The following is a 17,696-nucleotide window of genomic DNA, read 5'->3' on the forward strand; positions in this document are numbered from 1 at the left end:
TTTTATGCCCATTTTTCGTAATCCCCCACATAACGCAGGAGTTTTCTATGTATTTTTCCGCCATTACAAAGCGGGATGGACGCGTTGCGGAATTTGACGTCGCCAAAATCACTGCCGCGCTGCACAAAGCAGGCAAAGCAACAGGAGAATTTGAAGAACGCGAGGCCAGACGGCTGACCATGCAGGTGCTTTCTCTGGCAAAAGCCATGCATTTGCCGAATCCGCCGGACGTAGAGAGCATTCAGGATGTGGTTGAGCAGGTTTTGCTGGACTCGCCGTTCAGGGCGACGGCCAAAGCCTATATCCTGTACCGGGAACAACGCGCCCAATTGCGCAGCATCAAAACCATGGCCAACGTTGACCTTCTCGAAGGCTACCTCAACAAGATGGACTGGCGGGTGCGGGAAAACAGCAACATGGGCTTTTCTCTGCAAGGGCTGAACAACTATATCTCTTCTGACATTACCTCAGAATACTGGCTTAATCGTATTTATACGCCTGAAATACGCGAAGCCCACGCCAACGGCGATTTTCACCTGCACGATTTGAGTTTGCTGTCCGTTTATTGTGTGGGCTGGGATCTTGCCGACCTGCTCCGGCAAGGCTTCAAAGGCGTTGCGGGAAACGTGGAAAGCGCCCCTGCCAAGCATTTCCGTTCAGCCTTGGGACAACTCGCAAACTTTTTTTACACCCTGCAGGGCGAAGCCGCGGGCGCGCAAGCCGTTTCCAGCTTTGATACACTGCTCGCGCCGTTTCTTCGCTCTGACGGCATAGGATACGAAGAAGTGAAACAGGCTTTGCAGGAATTTGTATTCAATATCAACATTCCTACGCGGGTAGGCTTTCAAACGCCGTTTACAAATATTACGCTGGATATGAATGTGCCGTCGCTTCTGAAAAATACTCCCGTTATCATCGGCGGCAGAGATCAGGACACAGTATACGGGGATTATCAGGCTGAAATGGATGTGCTGAATCGTGCGTTTGCAGAAGTTATGATGGCTGGAGACAACAAAGGCCGTGTGTTTACATTTCCGATCCCGACTTACAATATCACTAAGGATTTTGATTGGGGCAGCGAACGCTTTGAATCCGTGTGGAAAATGACAGGACGCTATGGAATCCCCTATTTTTCCAATTTTGTAAACTCGGATATGTCCCCGGAAGACGCACGTTCCATGTGCTGCCGTTTACGGCTCGACACCCGCGCATTGCGCAAACGTGGCGGCGGACTGTTCGGAGCCAACCCTCTCACCGGTTCCATCGGCGTTGTCACAATGAACATGCCGCGTCTGGGCCATCTTTCCGGGGACGAACAAGACTTCCTGATCCGGCTGGACGCCTTGATGAAACTTGCCAAAGACAGCCTTGTCATCAAGCGCAAGGAACTGGAACGCTTCACAGGCTGCGGGCTTTACCCGTATACCACATTTTATTTGCGGGATGTGAATGCCCGTCACAACGCATATTGGTTCAACCATTTTTCCACCATCGGCATCGTCGGCATGAATGAAGCGTGCCTGAACCTCATGGGCAAGGGCATTGCAACCGCTGAAGGCCAGGATTTTTCTCTGCGGGTTCTTGCCCACATGCGCAGAAAATTGGAAGAATTTCAGGTAGAAACAGGCGATTTTTTTAATCTGGAAGCAACCCCCGCCGAAGGAACCTCATACCGTTTTGCGCGGCTGGACAAGAAAAAATTCCCGGAAATTCTTTTTGCCAACGGCAAAGCAGGGGAAGAGTCTGCTGCCGCGACGCAGGCGCCTTATTATACAAATTCCACGCATCTGCCTGTCAATTACTCCACAGATATTTTTGACGCGCTTGATTTACAGGACAAACTGCAAGGGAGCTACACCGGCGGAACTGTGCTTCATGGTTATCTTGGGGAAGAAGTCACGGATACAAAAACAGTGCGAAACATGGTACGCGCCATTACAGACAATTATAGTTTGCCCTATTTCACGTTGACGCCCACGTTCAGCATATGCGCCGACCACGGCTACCTGAAGGGAGAACAGACGATGTGCCCGGTGTGCAGTCGAGAAACGGAAGTCTATTCAAGGGTGGTGGGGTATCTGCGGCCTGTGTCGCGTTGGAATGATGGGAAAAGGGCAGAGTACGCGAACAGAACGCCGTATGTTGTATAACGCCATTTTTTTGTCACAATCGCTGGCATAATGTGATGCGGATAGGCGCAATACAAAAAACGAGTTTGCTGGATTTTCCCGGCAAGGTCAGTGCTGTTGTCTTTACACAGGGATGTAATTTTCTTTGCCCTTACTGCCACAATGCAGGGCTGGTTTTGTGCAGGGACGAACCGTTTGTTTTCACAGAAGTGGCGGCATTCTTGACGAAACGCAAGAAGGTGCTGGAAGGTGTTGTCGTTACAGGCGGGGAACCCGCGCTGCAAAGTGATCTGGCGGACTTTTGCGCGTTTTGCAAACATCTTGGGTATGCCGTCAAGCTGGATACGAACGGCAGCAGGCCGGAGGTGTTGAAACGTCTGTTGGAGCTGAAGCTTGTGGATTATGTGGCTATGGATATAAAAGCCGATCCGCGGCAATATCCAAAAGATATTTGCCTGGGCGTTTTACAGGGGGCAATTACGCGAAGCATGGCGCTTCTCAAAGAGTGCCGCGTGGCGCATGAGTTTCGCGTTCCCTGCGTCGCTCCCTTTATAGATGCGGAAAGCTTTGCGGTCATACTGGAGCTTACAGGAGGCATCGCGCCCCTTTTTCTGCAAAAAGTTCGGCAGGGGCGTGTGCTGGACCCTGTTTTTTGCAGCAAGAAAGGACGACCCCTGACTTTTGAAGAAATGGAAGCGCTGCAGAAACAGGCGGTACTGTGCGGGCAGCCGTGCCACATACGCTGATGCCTTCTCTTCCCTGCAGAGCGCGTCAGGGCTGTTTCAGCGCATGACAATAGCGTCGGTGGAAATCGACCCCAGAATCTTGCCGTCCACAATCACGGCAGGCAGGCTCTTAACGCCATAATACCAGCTTATCTGCACAGCCTAATACAGATTGACATTCCTCGCATCATAGCAATATTTTGCCACCGCAAGTTCATCCTGTGTCGGAACAGGTGGCCGCACTTTTGTTATCTACTCGTAATGTATGGGATAATCTGTTGACAGCGGCGTCGTACTCATTGGTAAACGGCACAGCATGACCTTTGACGCGCTTTTGCTCTGCCTTGATCATATTCCAGCGTGAAAGCGCATGGCTTAAGTACGGCATTGCCTGACCTGAGCGCGCGTAGGAAATCCATATGGCAAGCCCCATCAGATCCGTGCCGTAATTTTCTCTGCTGTTTGCTAAAACAAGAATCTTTGTCTGCGCTGGAGAAAGAACGACTTGTCTCTATCACAGTCTTCCATATTTTTTCACTCTGCGGCGCGGCAAAGTCAAGCAGCACCAAAATTCCGTGAGGCGCACGCAGATCGCCAAAAACAATGGGATACAGTTCCTTAGGCCAATGCTGCCGGTATGCCGCCTCCCCTTCAATTGCTCATCCGCTGCCGACGCAGCGCGGACGTTCGGCAAACGCTCATGTCGGTAAGGATTGAAGCTGTTTATTCCTTTGCCGGGGGCAGCAGACTGCGCTCTCTCTTTTGGGCTGCACCCTGTCAGGCACAACCCAAAACACAGTATCGCCGTAGCATACTTGCGCATACCTCATCCCATCGTAAAAGATTGAACAAGATCCTCAAGATGCCCCAGCCAGATTTCGGCAAACCCGTCGTATTCCGCTATGCCCTTGAGCACGGGCACGCACTGTCGTCCGTCGGCCTCTATGCGTGACCGCCACGACGCTTTGTGTTCTCCGGCCATATCCTGCAATGCGTGTCGCCCCACCACAGAAAGCAGTGGCATAAGCCATACCCTGTTAGAAGACAGCGCGGACAAAATCTTTTCCAGCCCTGTCGCGCCATTCATGGCGCCGATATGCACATGCTCGTCCAGATTGCGCACGGCGCACGCCAGATCCTCATAGAGGGCAACAGCTGCATATCTGGCGCCGTGCCCCATAAAAACGACGTCTTCCGCCGGATTACGCTGCTCCGGCAGATGCCGCACAATCGCCCTCGCCACCGCCTGCACATCAGCCGCTGTCGTCAACAGCGGCATGCCGACACGACAGTCAATGCCGCCGCCGGCAGCGACTTCGCCCGCGGCTGCGCAAACTGCAGCATGCTCTCTGCCGACGGTCTGTAAAGGCTGCACCGCAACTTCATCAAAGCGTTCAAAGGTAAGCCTGTTCAATGCCTTGACCACAGAATCACTTTTCTGTCTGGCCTGCGTCAGACGTTCGCGCAACAGCAGCGACGTGTATGCCCAGCGTACAGGCAGCCCTGCAAGGCGTTCCCGGACCATCGCATCAAAGTTTTGCAGGGCGCTTCGGCCTTGGACGCTGCTCGCGCCAAAAGCTACCAAAAGAATTACGCGTTTCATGCATGTTTTTTGTACGACACGTCAGCGCGAGAAACAACACCCGGACACGCCCGACGCTTGACATGCCTCATAAGCACTTCTACATATCTTCAATGCGCTCGTAGCTCAGTCGGACAGAGCAACAGCCTCCTAAGCTGTAGGCCACAGGTTCAATTCCTGTCGAGCGCACCATTTTTAGGGATTACGGGTAAAATCGTAATAAGCCCTTCGTCATAGCACCATTCATAATATGCACAACATCAGCCTGTACATCCACTCTCTTGACTTTTAGCCCAAAACCAATACTGTCCATATTGGGGAGTTCGATCCATTATTGGACATTTATTGGTTGTTTTTACCCTCTACTTTTAGGCTAGTAAGCTTTTGGAGTTAGAATTATCGTCAATGACACTGATAAAGGTTTATTTAATGAACGAGAGACCGCAGGATTTTTGAATGTTAGTGTAAAAACTGTGCAGGGATGGCGATACGGGGGTATCGTCCTATGTTTCATAGGCTTAACGCCAATTGGGCCAATCTGGTATTCTGCGGATGACATGCAGGAGTTCTTGGAGGGCTGTAAGGTGCTACCTCGTTTAAGAATCGCACAGGCTTGTTTGATAATCAGTAGACGTTCAAACTGGACGGATATTGAAAAATTGGCTGGATGGCAATGACACCAAATGTTGTTATATCAATAAATTCGGCTAATTCACCACAGTTCGTGATACACGGCAATATGCCGCATAACAAAAAATAACCTTAACCCCCTATGTGTTGGCATACGGGTTTTCCCTCGTACCGTTTTTTTATTCTGGGAATGTCTTGTCTGTCAGTTTACCTAACGCTAGGATACCAAACTAACGACTGGCAGGATGAAAATATGAAGCTTACGCCATATAAACAACCCTCACCAATAATGTGTTTGCCTTTGCGTATACTGGAGACAGTTATCTTGGTGTCCCTGACAAATTTTTTTATATCAGCCGAATACTGGCCTGTAAAAACAGGGATGAGAGCTGCAGGTCTGAAAATTTTCCATATTTTAAAATTGTGCCTTTGTTTTTCTCTGTGCTGAAACAACCTTAAAAAGTTTTAATTCTGCAAAGACATTTTTAGCACTCCTGCTATTAACGTCTACAATTTGATACAACTATGCTACTTTATAGTTTGTGAAATGTATATGCAGCAATTGCAAGAAGATAAAGAACTCAAACTAGAAGATTGCATCAACAAATTTTTATGCGGTGACTCATTATAATTTGAAAAATTCTACTGGTAATGGAATGAAAGACGGGCGTGGTGGAAAATGGGCAAATGCACGATTAGTACATGGTTATTCAAACCATGTAGATTGTATGCCACATGAAGAATATTCAAGGTGGCAGCGTAATTGCCTCACAGAAATGTTAAGATTAATCAAAAATATAAACACAAAATAATTCAGCAGGAGTCACTGTTATGGCTGTAGAAACATATACAAAAGAAAGCCTTATTCAAGCCTTGATAAATATCCGCTCACAAGGTTGGATTAAAAGTGTGTGTTCCAGAAACAATGATGCGGTGGGAAATACACTGGAAGATTTGCTCGGGATTAAAGAGAGTAATCTATCCCCACTTGCCTTAAATTTTGTAACACAAATATTATTACCCGTATACGGCTGGGCACATAAACAAGCTGGGTTAACATTAACATACCCGGTGAAAAAGTTTCCGGCAAACGATTAAAGCAACAAATGTTTCAGACAGAGGATTTTACGTAAAGGTTGAGCATGATAATGAACGAATAAGTGTTGACTTTGCCACCATGATTGGCGGGATGCAGTTATAAAGAATGACGGTGAAATATTAAACAATAAACCATAGTTGTTGTGGTTTAATGATTTGTTTCACAAGGCAGGTACAAAATTGCTTAATTGCTTTTTCGTGAAAGCAAAAATTAAAAAAGAAGATAGATTGAAATACGTTAATTTGACTGAAATATTGATGCGTTAAAACATATCAAAAGATAAAATAATAATTTGAAGTATAGAAGATGGGAAAATTTTTGTAGATTTTGATGCAAGGACTCAGCATAACCACGGGACTAAATTCCGCATTAGTCAAAAATATATTCCAGAATTATACGCTGAATCTATAAATTATTAAACCGTTATTCCAGTTTGAAAGGTGAGGATTGAATTGTACTTGATTAATGCTTTCAGTGCCGATACCGCCAATGCCAGCAATGTCAAAAAACAATTTACTTGAGTGACAACATGCTTAACCTCGATTTTATAAATGGATTAATCTCAAGTAATGTATTTATTGGGATTATGACGGGTTTAATCAGCGGTTTTTATTCTGGTGTATAGTTAAGTATTCCGCATTTTGCCAAAACCAGGTATCACTATTGGATATTTTGCGTAGATTTGAAGTGACGAAAATTTTGAAAAGAGAACAAAGATAACATGGAATAATTATCAAGAAATTGCTCATGTCGGTTCGACGTTTCTATATTTAGGGCATCGCAGCAATGATTGTTCATAATGATTTTGTAGGTTTTATTGAGCAGCGCATCAAATTGAGTATATGCCTCACTAGTACAGTCAAGCATACTGGAGGTGATTCCTTCTGACTTGTCTATACACATATTAAATACTTTATTGGATAGCAGCGAAAATCAGCTTTTTTGTCAAAATTATTACAAATACAAAGTGCTCCCATTATAACTTATAACTAATGTAGCTAGAACAAAATTCTTTCATTGCACAAAAAAATATTTCCGAATTTCTTTCTAGATCATCTCTTGAATTTTTTTCAAAGGTACTATAAAGTTACAAGAGAAAATGTGTGGAATAAAGTCTGATTTCCAGGCAATGACGTACGCAAGCAACGGGGGTATTCATGCCGCAGGTCGCAGCCCGCATCAATGATGATCAGGAACGCTGGCTCAAGGATTATTTGCGCACCAAAAGCGCTGGGGCGGAATTTATCTTGCCTTGGGCAGTGGACACTTTTTTTCGGGCAATCACCAATATCAAACATCTGTTCAGCGCGGCCGAGCTTAAAACCATTGTGGAAGCCCATAGGGACATGAAATTCATGCCTGACCATACCCGCCTGTCCTATCTTTTGTTACATATCACAGACGATTGTGATAACAACAGTATCCATTTACGCCACGGGGCCAGCAAAGCCAGCATGGAGACAAAATTGAAAGGACTCGACGACACTCAGGCCACCGCACTGATGGTCTGGGCTTCGGCATTCTGGGTCAGCCGCAACTGTTCTGCCACCAACCTGGACGGATATATCAAGGCATATTAGAAAACAAACTGCCGCTCTGAGAAAACAGCGACGAGTCAATCAGATCATTCATTGTTGAGCGTCAGGTAAAGATCTCCCTCGAAGTATTGTCCCACAAGATACATGCGTCAGAAAAACACAATCATGGAACAGTATTTAAAAACTGATCGCAACCTGTTCTCCGTCCGTGGAGCGCTTGGATATTTCGCCTATGCACCAGGCAGGTTTATTAAATGCCTGGATGCGGTTGACCGCTTCTTCAACCTGTTCAGCAGGCATCACCAGAATATACCCGACGCCGCAGTTAAAAATCTGAAACATTTCTGGCCAGGAAAGTTTCCCGGCACTTTTGAGCCAAGTAAAAACAGGCGGTTTCTGCCATGAGCCGAAATTGATGCGTGCCTCTACTTGGGCCGGCAATATGCGTGGAACATTATTATAAAAACCGCCGCCGGTGATGTGCGCCATCCCCTTGACGTTCATATCGCGCAACAGTGAACGAACAGCCTTGACATAAATCGTTGTAGGCGTCAAGAGCACATCTTTCACGCTTGCGCCTTCCCCCTCAGGGAAGGGGTCCTCTGCGGCAAGTTCTGTTTCTGCAAGAATTTTACGCACCAGAGAAAAACCGTTGGCATGCAGACCTGAAGAGGCGATCCCCACAATTTTATCACCCACCTGAATGTCGGAACCGTCGATCAGTCGGGCATTGTCCACAATGCCGACGCAAAAACCGGCCAGATCATATTCACCTTGAGCGTACGTATCAGGCATTTCTGCGGTTTCTCCGCCAAGCAGCGCACAACCAGCCTGGCGACACCCCTTGGCTACACCGCTGATCACCGTCTGGGCAATATCCACATCCAAACGGCCTGTAGCAAAATAATCTAAAAAAAATAAAGGATGAGCGCCCTGAGCCAGAATGTCGTTGACGCTCATGGCCACAAGATCCACACCAACGCTGTTATGCTTGTTAAAAGCAAAAGCCAGCTTGAGCTTTGTGCCGACGCCGTCGGCAGAAGAAACCAGCACAGGCTCGCTCATCCCGTTTAAATCCGGTCGGAACATGCCTCCGAAACTACCAAACTCAGCTATAACACCCCTTGTCTGTGTGCTTGCCACCAGGTGTCTGATGCGTCCAACAAGCTCGTTGCCTGCTTGGATGTTGACACCAGCTCTGGCATATGCTTCCGCGCGGTCGCTGGTCATTCCTTACCCCCCCCTTCCCTTGAAAAGAGTATATCAGTTTTCCTGCAGAAGCCCAAGCGTCTTTTTTATATTTTTTCCTAGATCAAGCCACTATTATTTATGCCAACGCAGCAGGCAGCAGAAAAGGAATTGACATGCAGGCCTTGCCGGGGATATCAGATATTCGTTCTGTGCTGGTCAGTTGCGGAGTTGGGGCCGTTGAACGCCGTGGGTATGATGTCCGCCTTATGGCGGGTAGCGGGCAGATGCCCTTCTGTCCGGAATCTGGAAATAGACCGGACAAACGCCACAGCGACTGACAAGGCCAACAGCATCTTCCCGATTGACAAGAGATACGGCATGCTTTTGATATACACCGGTAACGGCAAAGGTAAAACATGCGCCTGCATAGGGCAGACTGTACGCGCCCTCGGACAGGGCATGGAAGTGGCATTCGGTCAATTTATGAAGCGTGACGGGCAGGCTGGCGAACAAAAAATGCTGTCGCACTTGTTGGGGTCACGTTTTCTTGCCGCAGGAGAAGGTTTTCTTCGTCGGGGAGAAGACCGTATACCGCACCGCAATGCGGCACTCAAAACTCTTGACTGGGCTAGAGAGCACCTGACAACGGTGGACATGCTGATTTTGGACGAAACGCTCTATGCGCTGAACGCCGGCATTCTGACAAGAGAAGAATTCGAAAGCCTGATTGCCGAGTCGCGCGCGCAAAATCGGCATCTGGTGCTTTCCGGCCGTCATGCGCCTGACTGGCTTATTGAATCCGCTGACATTGTCACAGAACTGCGCGAAATCAAACATGCTTGGCATACAGGACTCAAGGCCGCGCTAGGTATTGAATTCTAAACGCCATGCTGACTCAAAACCTGACGGACGTTGTTCCGTTGCCCATTTATATCGCAGCCTCCTTCAAACACAAGCACGGAGTGCGTTTGCTCGGCCGGGAACTGCACGCCCTGAACTGTGGACGGAAAAGGCTGTGCCGCCGCCTGGCCTGACCCCGGCAGAGTGCCGGATATGGGTGGATACGGACAGAGACGGCGGTCAGGTATATGCTTTCTGTAAAAACACCTGTGTCACTGCAGATTTGCTCATTTATTACGGCGCGTCCGGACAGGATGCCCGGAGTCGAAATTGGTCTTGCCGTTGATGCAGGGGTGCCGGTACTGGGCATTCGCGGCCCGCTGGAAGGATCCGGCCTTATGCTGCACGGCGCTGTCACTATCTAGGTGCACAGCGTCGAAGAGGCACTGGCGATTGTCAGCAAAGTTGCGGCGCATGCCGGCAGTCTCCCGCAGAATTTATATTTGGAATCTGAGGCGGTGTGTCGTTTATGTCAATGCATGCGGCGTTTCCGCTGATTTATTCAGTTGTCCGCTTCTGCGTGCTGGGCAGCATTAAATAATTTGTTACCGACGTCACACCGTTGACCTCCCGGGCAGTACGAACAGCAAGACGTTTTTCATCATCATCCCCGACCACGCCCAGCAAAACAACCCGGCCGGCATTAACCTCGGTGTCAATACGCGTGGACGACAGCCCCCCGGTCTGAATCAGCTCTTTCCGTAACGATGTGGCCAGAACAATGTCGCTGACGTCACTTTTGGCCGGCGCAAACCAGTGGGGCGTCACCGAGCGCGGCTTATGACGTCGGGCAATTGCCAGAGCCTTGTTCTGCACATTTTGCGACGCCTCGCCAATCAGAAAGACATTGCCGTAATAACTGTAGACAGCGACAGACCAGCCGCCGGTAAAATTTTCTTTCAGCAGTTCGGACTTAATGCCGGCTGACAGTGTTTTGTCGTCAGTAATGGTATCCACGAGCCGCTGATCTTTATAAATGCCGTACACTGTACAACCGTGCAAAAACGTCAGACCAGCAAGCAGCATAAAAACAGACAAACGTTGCATAGGAACTATTCCTTTTCGCGCCGTATACGGGCACCAACTGAATTGAGTTTATTTTCAATGCGTTCATAGCCGCGATCAAGATGATAGATGCGGCGTACCTCTGTAGTGCCGTTTGCGGCCAGACCTGCAAGCACCAGTGAGGCGCTGGCCCTCAGATCTGAAGCCATCACGGGCGCGCCGGCAAGCCGCCTGACGCCGCGCACCATAGCGATATGACCGGAAGTTCTGATTTGTGCGCCCATACGTTCCAGTTCCATCACATGCATGAAACGGTTCTCAAAAATAGTCTCTTCAACAACACTGGTGCCTTCGGCAAGACACATGAGCGACATAATTTGCGCCTGCATGTCTGTGGGGAAACCCGGATAAGGTTTTGTTGTTACATCAACCCCGCGTAACGGCCGGGCGCAGTTGACCAGCACGCCCTCGGACGTCGTCGTAATTTTCATTCCCATATCCTGCAATTTGAGAGTCACCGCTTCCAGTTCGTTAGCGGGGCAATGACGCAACAATAATTCGCCGCAGGTAATGCCGGCTGCCGCCAAAAAAGTGCCTGCTTCAATGCGATCGGACATCACGGCATATTCCGCGCCGTGCAGCCTGCTCACGCCGGCAATATGAATCCGGCTTGTCCCCTGCCCTTCAATATGCGCGCCGCATGCCAGCAAAAAATGGGCAAGGTCAACAACTTCCGGTTCACGGGCGGCATTTTCCAAAATGGTTTCGCCTTCAGCCAGTACGGCAGCCATGAGCAAATTCTCCGTGCCGCCTACTGTAGGCATGTCAAAGGTAATATGCGCACCGTTGAGTTCGCGGCAGTGGCCGAGAATATACCCTTGCTCCAGTTCGAAACGGGCGCCCATCTGTTCCAATCCTTTAAGATGCTGGTCTACCGGACGCGCGCCGATGGCGCAACCGCCCGGCAAAGCCACACGCGCCTGCCCGATGCGCGCCAGCAAAGGCCCAAGACACAGCACAGAAGCGCGCATGGTCCGCACCAACTCATACGGGGCCTCCGGCAACAGGGAGCCGGGCCTGACACGAACCTGCTCATCCTGATATTCACAGGAGCAACCGAGCATGCCCAGCAGTTTGAGTGTGGTGTGAATGTCACGCAGATCAGGCACATTGCGCAAAGTGGCCGCTTCATCCAGCAAAATCGAAGCGAATAGAATGGGCAATGCCGCATTTTTGGAACCACTGATTGTCATACTGCCGATCAGCGGCACCCCGCCTTCAATGATCAGCTTGTCCATATACCCTCATTATTTTCGCAAGACATGCTCAAATCAACTTGCTATATCATTTATATAATTTTTTTCGAAAAAGAAAGTCAGAACGACTGGCCGGAAAAAATGCTTGCAAACAGCGGCTGTCCTGCGTATAAAGCCTTCCGTAGTATGGCGGAAGTAGCTCAGTTGGTAGAGCACCTGGTTGTGGCCCAGGTGGCCGTGGGTTCAAGTCCCATCTTTCGCCCCATCACCTGTTTACCGGAGTCCGTAGAAGCCAGAAAAGCCCTATGGACTCTTTGTTTTTAGCCGGTTCACCATTCCAGTGCCATCTGGTTTCGTCGACCTGCATCCGGTCGCTTTTGTGAGTAACAAATGAGTAATTCCATTTGCCAAAAGCACCTGTGCCATAGTTGCAGGCAGCGTTTGCGGCGGCGGATGTCTGAGAAAAAGTGTGCGGCAAGTACACATAATGCAATGGAAAGCAACGGCATCCATGCAGAACGACAATTTGCTGATTCTAGACAAATCTCAGGCAACTGGGGATAGGTCAGTCAGGTGGCTTACAGCCATCTCAAAATCAAATTTGAGTTTAATTTAGAAAGTATCCAGATTTTCGATTGTTTTTCCTCTACCAAAATGGATATTACAAATAAGCAATGGGAACAGTTCGCAGCACTTTTATCCAAGATTGCCCTTATCCGGAGAAAACGTAGAAAATCCTGGGAGGGAGGCCGGCTTCGGCGTTATCGGCGCCGCGGGAAAGCTGAAGGGATATTCGTATGGCTGCAAAATTTTCGCAAGACCGCTGTAACATACGAATTTCATGCTGAAATTTTTTTGGCGATGGTTCAATTTAGCTGCGTGCTCATTTTGTTTGGGTTGCTTTTGAAATGACTTCTAGTGTCTAGAAATTCATTCGATTGCTCTGCGCACGGCGCAAGTTTTCATTGACGAAGACCGCGAAAAAATATACATATATAGTGCTGTAAGAGTTGCGATTTGACAAATTTTTTTGCCGGCATTCCGGGAGGGTATATGAAAAAGCTGCTCGTCAGGCTGGCGCACCAACTGGACGCCATAGACGAAGCTTCGCTCATGTCGCTATGGAGTGAGTACGCCACCATTGTCGGGCGGTTTGAACCTACGAAACAGTGGGAAGAGGCGACGCTGATTTTTTCGATGATACAGGCAAAGCGCTGGAAAAATCAACTTTTTAATTATTATTGGTCGTTGCAGACACAGGGGAGCGCAGTGGCGGCTGATCTTCCGGAAGTGCTGGCACCCGATTTTGCACTGGAAGCGGAGAACGGCACGGCAAAAGGAGCGCCCGGCTGCAGGGTGCTGCCCTTTAAGCCCCTCCTGTGAGGTTTGAGAGCATGCCTGGAATAAACAGCATGCCGTAAGGCGGAATTTTTAAGCAGGTGGAAAATGGTGAATACGGTTATCATCGGCGCACAATGGGGTGACGAGGGCAAAGGGAAAATTGTTGATATGCTGAGTGCCAAAAGCCGGGTGATTGTGCGTTTCCAGGGCGGCAACAACGCCGGACATACTATACGGGTCAAGGGCGAGGAAACAATTTTACATCTCATCCCTTCGGGCATTCTCCACAATGGAACGCTGTGTCTTATCGGCAACGGCGTGGCGCTTGATCCGGCTGTTTTTCTGGGGGAGACAGACAATCTTGCCGCCCGGGGCATTGACGTAAGTCCCGCCCGTCTTGGCGTCAGCTACAAGACGCATCTGATCATGCCCTACCACAAAAGTCTGGATAAGGCCCGCGAAGCTAAACGCGTCGGGCGTCAAATCGGCACAACAGGCTGCGGCATCGGCCCATGTTATGAAGACAAAGCCGCCCGTGTTGGTCTGCGAGCCGGAGATTTGAACAATCCCGCGCTGGTGCGTGAAAAAGTACGTTACGCGCTGCTTGAGAAAAATACACTGCTGAACGGACTGTATAAATTTAAGCCGCTGGATCCGGAAAAAGTGAGCAGCGATCTATTGGCGTTGGCCCCGCGTCTCACGCCCTATTTGACCGACGTAGACGCTCGCATCCATGAAGCCGCGCAAAATGATGCGAGCGCACTTTTTGAAGGAGCGCAGGGCGTACACCTTGATATTGATCATGGCACATACCCCTTTGTGACATCCTCAAACACGGTTTCCGGCAATGCGGCGGCCGGCAGCGGCACGGCGCCGTCATTTTTCACGCGCATTGTGGGTATTGCCAAGGCCTACACCACCCGCGTGGGATCCGGGCCTTTTCCTACAGAGCTTTTGGACGATACAGGCGCGTATCTGCGTGACAAGGGTCGGGAATACGGGGCCACGACCGGCCGTCCACGCCGTTGCGGCTGGCTGGACACGGTTGTGCTGCGGGCGAGCGTGCGCTTGAACGGCTTTACCGACATTGCCGTGACAAAGCTTGATGTGCTTCAAAATCTGCCGGTTTTGCGGATTTGTGTGGCGTATGAATATGAGAGGTGCCGGATTGACCGCATCCCGCAAGAGGAAGGTGCGCTCGGCAAGGTAAGGCCTGTGTATGAGGAATTGCCCGGTTTTGAGGACGACATCGCGGGCTGTACGTCGTTTGACGAACTGCCGCGCAGTGTGCGGTCTTATATTCTGCGTGTGGAAGAACTTGTGGGCGTCAAAATTTCCATGATTTCCGTGGGCGCTGACCGTAAGCAGACCATTGTACGCCAGACGCACTCCCATGATGGATGAGACGATACTTCCCTCTGTCGTCGGATCGGCTTTTGAATGTCTGAAGGCCCTGTTGGGCCGTCTGGGCTCCGCGCCGCCGCAGGTGCTGCTGCTGGAAGGGGGCAGTGAGGAAGAACGTTTCGACATGGCCAGGTATTGGGGCGCCTGCTGCAACTGTCCGCAACGCGGCGCGCACCACCCCCCCTGTCTCGCTTGTCCGGTCTGCAGGCAGATCGCTGCTGGCGAATTTTTGGATATGTTCGTTTATGACGGGCGTATCAGCAACGCCGAAGACAGAGATAACCCCGGCCCTGTCCGGGCGTTTACCGTAGACAACACACGTCAGCTCAAACACAGGCTGCGCGATGCCCCACACGGAAACGGCTGCAGACTGGTGCTTATCATGGGCATTGATAAAAGCCGCTTTGGGGCGGCCAACGCCATACTTAAGCTTCTGGAAGAGCCTGCACCGAACACGGTTTTTGTGTTGCTCGCCTCACAGCGTGAACAGTTGCTGCCTACGCTCGTGTCGCGTTCCTGCTGCTTGACGCTGCCATGCCAAGATACCGGAGTACAGGCTGCGGACATATCTGCGTGGGAAGCAAAGCTGGCGGTGTTTTTGCAGGAAGGCCAGGGTTTTTTGGAAGATGTGGTGTCTAGAGGCGCTGTTGACGCGCGTCTGGCCGAACGTCTTGTGCTTGCCTGCCAAAAGGCTCTGAGTGCTGCGCTGGCTGGAGCTGTCGTGCCGGACGAGCCTTTGCAGGCTGTGTTTGCCGGTTTTGACGCGCACGGCCTTGTTGTTTGCAGCCAATGGCTTATTGAGGCGCAGGAAGCCCTGCGCCGGAGCGTTACTCCCCCTCGTGTGCTGGAGGCTTTGGCCGCACGGCTTTTTGTATTGCGTGGAGGTTACGTTTATTTCCAAAGATTGCCGTATTTAGCCGCAATGGCGTCGGTGCGTTCCGCGAGTTTGTCAACAACCGCTTCAATTTCTTCATAATTCACAGCGCCCATATCTCGCGCCAGAAGATAGCCAAGATAGCCCTTGCCTTGGCTGAAAACCCAACACACTGAATAGATGGAGCCAACACCGGGCCGACCGGAAAATTCCGGACTTGTTGAAAGCAGCAGAAGCAGCCTTGGCGTGTCCTTTTCTTCATTATCGTTGAGTGTGAATAAATTGCTGCTGTTAAAACGCTCTTTCAACCGTGTGCCGAGCCGTGCGCCTATGCTGTCTGTTCCCTCAGGCTGTACACTGATCATGGTAATGCGGTCAATGTTCTTTTCCGGTTTGTCCGGTGCGGACTTGCCTGACTGCGGTGCGGGAGTCTGCGATGCCGTCTGGGCCGCGTTTGTCTGCGGTACCCACAGCGTCAATGCGCACAATACGGCGCAGCCCGTGAGAATGATGCGAAAAAATGTTTTCATCTTGTTGTTCCTTTCCCTGTTTGCTTGATCTTACTCCCGCCCCGCATCCCGGCTCAATAGGCTCCATAGCCGGAGAGCGCCACAGGCACCGTCTTGCCAAGAATCCACAAATCCATCCACACGGACCAGTTGCAGATATAATAGTGGTCAAAGGCCACGCGTTCGGCGTATGTTGTATCGTTGCGGCCGGATATCTGCCACAGACCGGTTATGCCGGGCCTGACGCGGCAGTATTCTTTATACACGTCATTATACTTGCTTTTTTCTTCGGCCACAATCGGGCGCGGCCCCACAAGGCTCATGGTTCCCGCCAGCACGTTGATCACTTGCGGCAATTCATCAAGGCTTGTCTTGCGTAAAAAAGCTCCTACACGCGTCACGCGCGGGTCGCGTTTCATTTTGTGATCGCGTTCCCATTCCACGTGCAGAGCCTGATCACTGGCAAGACAGGCCAGCAGCACCGTGTCCGCGTTGGTCACCATCGTGCGGAATTTATAAATCTGCATTTCTTTGCCGCCTAGGCCGACGCGTTTTTGCCGGTACAGCATAGGCCCGGCACTGTCCAGTCGGATAGCGGCTGCCAGGATCAGGCCGAGGGGCAGCAGCACGGGCAGGCTTGCGAAGCACAGTACAAGGTCAATACAGCGTTTTATCAACAACCGGCGTTTGTCACACAGGTTTTGCCGTATCCAGAGAGCGGCGGTCGGCCCGAGATCACATATCGTAATCCAGTGCACGTCAGTGCTGCCGCAAAACACGGGCGCCGCCAGAATATCGGTGAACCAGCGTCCGGCCTCCTTGATATAGTCTACGGTCGCTGTCTTTTCCCGCATGTGCGGAATCAGCACAACGGCACCGGGGTAGCGCGCGGCGGCGGCGGACAGCAATTCGCGCGTGCGCCGCACGTCATCGGGCAGAGCAAAAATATCCACCGGCGTCAGACCGCGCTCGGGATGGCGCTTGAGAAAATGCCATAGGCCGCGTCCGATTTCACCATGGTCAAAAATAAGCAGCGGCCTGCCCCACCAGCGTCGCGCGGCAAACAAACGACGACAGCACGCGCGCATGCCCGGCAGGGCAAACACAGTGATAAGCCAGCTTCCTGCAATGATCAGGCGGGAATATATCCTGCCCGTCTGCGACAGGAAGAGCACTGTCAGAATAAGGCCATACAGCAGCGTGGCGAGCAAAAAGAGGGACTTGAGTTCGCGCGGGGGTGGCAGGGAAACGCTTTGATACAGGCCGAAACCGACGCCCAGCAATGGTCCCAGCAGGAGCATGGGGAACACCCAGCGGTACAGGGCCGGGTTGACGTCGCCGAATGTCGCGCGCAGCAAAAAAACCAGGGTCGCCGGCATCAGGAGGGCCGTCAGGTCGGCAAGACAGAGCATAAGGCTTTGCGGTGAAATACCGGCTCGGTGAAACAGGGGCACCAGTATATGGGGATGCATTATAACAGACGATTATTGTTTGTCCGGCGAGATTGTCTTAT

The 17,696-nt window shown here is 50.7% G+C and carries 16 protein-coding genes and 2 tRNA genes; 11 read left to right on the forward strand and 7 right to left on the reverse strand.

Annotated features, from left to right (window positions below; genetic code table 11):
• Window positions 1–47 precede the first annotated feature (47 nt).
• Together RSDT_RS06420 and RSDT_RS06425 are read left to right on the forward strand one after the other, a co-directional pair.
• On the forward strand, window positions 48–2,150 hold the full coding sequence (locus tag RSDT_RS06420) for a ribonucleoside triphosphate reductase (RefSeq protein WP_096400136.1): 2,103 nt from the start codon (window positions 48–50) through the stop codon (window positions 2,148–2,150).
• Between the two features lie 35 nt (window positions 2,151–2,185).
• The gene (locus RSDT_RS06425; protein ID WP_096400138.1) at window positions 2,186–2,875 is read left to right on the forward strand and encodes an anaerobic ribonucleoside-triphosphate reductase activating protein; all 690 of its coding nucleotides are present in this window, start codon (window positions 2,186–2,188) and stop codon (window positions 2,873–2,875) included.
• Window positions 2,876–3,068: 193 nt separating this feature from the next.
• Here the strand turns inward: RSDT_RS06425 and RSDT_RS07230 are convergent, their stop codons facing one another.
• Both RSDT_RS07230 and RSDT_RS06435 read right to left on the reverse strand, forming a co-directional pair.
• Window positions 3,069–3,287, reverse strand: a complete 219-nt coding sequence (locus tag RSDT_RS07230) for a hypothetical protein (RefSeq protein ID WP_197702104.1) — start codon at window positions 3,285–3,287, stop codon at window positions 3,069–3,071.
• A gap of 393 nt (window positions 3,288–3,680) precedes the next feature.
• Entirely contained in the window at window positions 3,681–4,457 is a 777-nt protein-coding gene (locus RSDT_RS06435) for a sirohydrochlorin cobaltochelatase (RefSeq protein ID WP_096400140.1), read from the reverse strand.
• 94 nt (window positions 4,458–4,551) lie between these two features.
• Between RSDT_RS06435 and RSDT_RS06440 the strand changes: the two genes are divergently transcribed.
• The 4 genes from RSDT_RS06440 (at window position 4,552) to RSDT_RS06460 (ending at window position 7,745) form a co-directional block, all read left to right on the forward strand.
• Window positions 4,552–4,628 (forward strand) — tRNA-Arg (locus RSDT_RS06440).
• A gap of 1,269 nt (window positions 4,629–5,897) precedes the next feature.
• On the forward strand, window positions 5,898–6,164 hold the full coding sequence (locus RSDT_RS07235) for an MvaI/BcnI family restriction endonuclease (protein WP_197702105.1): 267 nt from the start codon (window positions 5,898–5,900) through the stop codon (window positions 6,162–6,164).
• A 300-nt stretch (window positions 6,165–6,464) separates the two neighbouring features.
• Complete coding sequence (locus tag RSDT_RS07955) at window positions 6,465–6,584, forward strand: MvaI/BcnI family restriction endonuclease (protein WP_197702135.1); 120 nt, start codon at window positions 6,465–6,467, stop codon at window positions 6,582–6,584.
• Between the two features lie 738 nt (window positions 6,585–7,322).
• Window positions 7,323–7,745 (forward strand): hypothetical protein, encoded by a 423-nt coding sequence (locus tag RSDT_RS06460; RefSeq protein ID WP_096400144.1) that lies wholly within the window; start codon window positions 7,323–7,325, stop codon window positions 7,743–7,745.
• 135 nt (window positions 7,746–7,880) lie between these two features.
• Here RSDT_RS06460 and purM read toward each other — a convergent pair whose 3' ends face one another.
• Entirely contained in the window at window positions 7,881–8,933 is a 1,053-nt protein-coding gene (gene purM, locus RSDT_RS06465; RefSeq protein WP_096400146.1) for a phosphoribosylformylglycinamidine cyclo-ligase, read from the reverse strand.
• Between the two features lie 339 nt (window positions 8,934–9,272).
• Here purM and RSDT_RS06470 point away from each other — a divergent pair, with 339 nt between their 5' ends.
• The gene (locus RSDT_RS06470; RefSeq protein WP_096400615.1) at window positions 9,273–9,776 is read left to right on the forward strand and encodes a cob(I)yrinic acid a,c-diamide adenosyltransferase; all 504 of its coding nucleotides are present in this window, start codon (window positions 9,273–9,275) and stop codon (window positions 9,774–9,776) included.
• 516 nt (window positions 9,777–10,292) lie between these two features.
• Here RSDT_RS06470 and RSDT_RS06480 read toward each other — a convergent pair.
• Together RSDT_RS06480 and murA are read right to left on the reverse strand one after the other, a co-directional pair.
• Entirely contained in the window at window positions 10,293–10,841 is a 549-nt protein-coding gene (locus tag RSDT_RS06480) for a BON domain-containing protein (protein ID WP_096400148.1), read from the reverse strand.
• Window positions 10,842–10,846: 5 nt separating this feature from the next.
• On the reverse strand, window positions 10,847–12,097 hold the full coding sequence (murA, locus tag RSDT_RS06485) for a UDP-N-acetylglucosamine 1-carboxyvinyltransferase (RefSeq protein ID WP_096400150.1): 1,251 nt from the start codon (window positions 12,095–12,097) through the stop codon (window positions 10,847–10,849).
• A 147-nt stretch (window positions 12,098–12,244) separates the two neighbouring features.
• Here murA and RSDT_RS06490 point away from each other — a divergent pair.
• From RSDT_RS06490 to RSDT_RS06510, 4 genes are all read left to right on the forward strand, one after another.
• A tRNA-His gene (locus RSDT_RS06490) sits at window positions 12,245–12,320 on the forward strand.
• A gap of 788 nt (window positions 12,321–13,108) precedes the next feature.
• Window positions 13,109–13,438: a hypothetical protein gene (locus RSDT_RS06500; RefSeq protein ID WP_231941835.1), complete on the forward strand. Its 330-nt coding sequence runs from the start codon at window positions 13,109–13,111 to the stop codon at window positions 13,436–13,438.
• Between the two features lie 63 nt (window positions 13,439–13,501).
• Window positions 13,502–14,800, forward strand: a complete 1,299-nt coding sequence (locus tag RSDT_RS06505; RefSeq protein ID WP_096400154.1) for an adenylosuccinate synthase — start codon at window positions 13,502–13,504, stop codon at window positions 14,798–14,800.
• Entirely contained in the window at window positions 14,790–15,776 is a 987-nt protein-coding gene (locus RSDT_RS06510; protein ID WP_231941836.1) for a DNA polymerase III subunit delta', read from the forward strand. The genes RSDT_RS06505 and RSDT_RS06510 overlap by 11 nt, the downstream gene beginning before the upstream one ends.
• Here RSDT_RS06510 and RSDT_RS06515 read toward each other — a convergent pair.
• Window positions 15,692–16,204 carry a hypothetical protein gene (locus tag RSDT_RS06515; protein ID WP_231941837.1) on the reverse strand — a complete coding sequence of 171 codons (513 nt, stop codon included), beginning with the start codon at window positions 16,202–16,204 and terminating at the stop codon, window positions 15,692–15,694. The genes RSDT_RS06510 and RSDT_RS06515 overlap by 85 nt on opposite strands.
• Before the next feature lie 53 nt (window positions 16,205–16,257).
• The gene (gene wbaP / locus RSDT_RS06520; protein WP_231941838.1) at window positions 16,258–17,637 is read right to left on the reverse strand and encodes an undecaprenyl-phosphate galactose phosphotransferase WbaP; all 1,380 of its coding nucleotides are present in this window, start codon (window positions 17,635–17,637) and stop codon (window positions 16,258–16,260) included.
• Window positions 17,638–17,696 lie beyond the last annotated feature (59 nt).

The organism is Candidatus Desulfovibrio trichonymphae (assembly GCF_002355955.1).
Taxonomy (GTDB): Bacteria; Desulfobacterota; Desulfovibrionia; order Desulfovibrionales; family Desulfovibrionaceae; genus Desulfovibrio; species Desulfovibrio trichonymphae.

What these genes read in the sequence shown, in the direction of transcription:
- RSDT_RS06420 (WP_096400136.1), top strand. Translation starts at nt 48, where the DNA reads ATGTATTTTTCCGCCATTACAAAGCGGGATGGACGCGTTGCGGAATTT.
- RSDT_RS06425 (WP_096400138.1), top strand. Translation starts at nt 2,186, where the DNA reads ATGCGGATAGGCGCAATACAAAAAACGAGTTTGCTGGATTTTCCCGGC.
- RSDT_RS07230 (WP_197702104.1), bottom strand. Translation starts at nt 3,287, where the DNA reads ATGGGGCTTGCCATATGGATTTCCTACGCGCGCTCAGGTCAGGCAATG.
- RSDT_RS06435 (WP_096400140.1), bottom strand. Translation starts at nt 4,457, where the DNA reads ATGAAACGCGTAATTCTTTTGGTAGCTTTTGGCGCGAGCAGCGTCCAA.
- RSDT_RS07235 (WP_197702105.1), top strand. Translation starts at nt 5,898, where the DNA reads ATGGCTGTAGAAACATATACAAAAGAAAGCCTTATTCAAGCCTTGATA.
- RSDT_RS06460 (WP_096400144.1), top strand. Translation starts at nt 7,323, where the DNA reads ATGCCGCAGGTCGCAGCCCGCATCAATGATGATCAGGAACGCTGGCTC.
- purM (WP_096400146.1), bottom strand. Translation starts at nt 8,933, where the DNA reads ATGACCAGCGACCGCGCGGAAGCATATGCCAGAGCTGGTGTCAACATC.
- RSDT_RS06470 (WP_096400615.1), top strand. Translation starts at nt 9,273, where the DNA reads ATGCTTTTGATATACACCGGTAACGGCAAAGGTAAAACATGCGCCTGC.
- RSDT_RS06480 (WP_096400148.1), bottom strand. Translation starts at nt 10,841, where the DNA reads ATGCAACGTTTGTCTGTTTTTATGCTGCTTGCTGGTCTGACGTTTTTG.
- murA (WP_096400150.1), bottom strand. Translation starts at nt 12,097, where the DNA reads ATGGACAAGCTGATCATTGAAGGCGGGGTGCCGCTGATCGGCAGTATG.
- RSDT_RS06500 (WP_231941835.1), top strand. Translation starts at nt 13,109, where the DNA reads ATGAAAAAGCTGCTCGTCAGGCTGGCGCACCAACTGGACGCCATAGAC.
- RSDT_RS06505 (WP_096400154.1), top strand. Translation starts at nt 13,502, where the DNA reads ATGGTGAATACGGTTATCATCGGCGCACAATGGGGTGACGAGGGCAAA.
- RSDT_RS06510 (WP_231941836.1), top strand. Translation starts at nt 14,790, where the DNA reads ATGATGGATGAGACGATACTTCCCTCTGTCGTCGGATCGGCTTTTGAA.
- RSDT_RS06515 (WP_231941837.1), bottom strand. Translation starts at nt 16,204, where the DNA reads ATGAAAACATTTTTTCGCATCATTCTCACGGGCTGCGCCGTATTGTGC.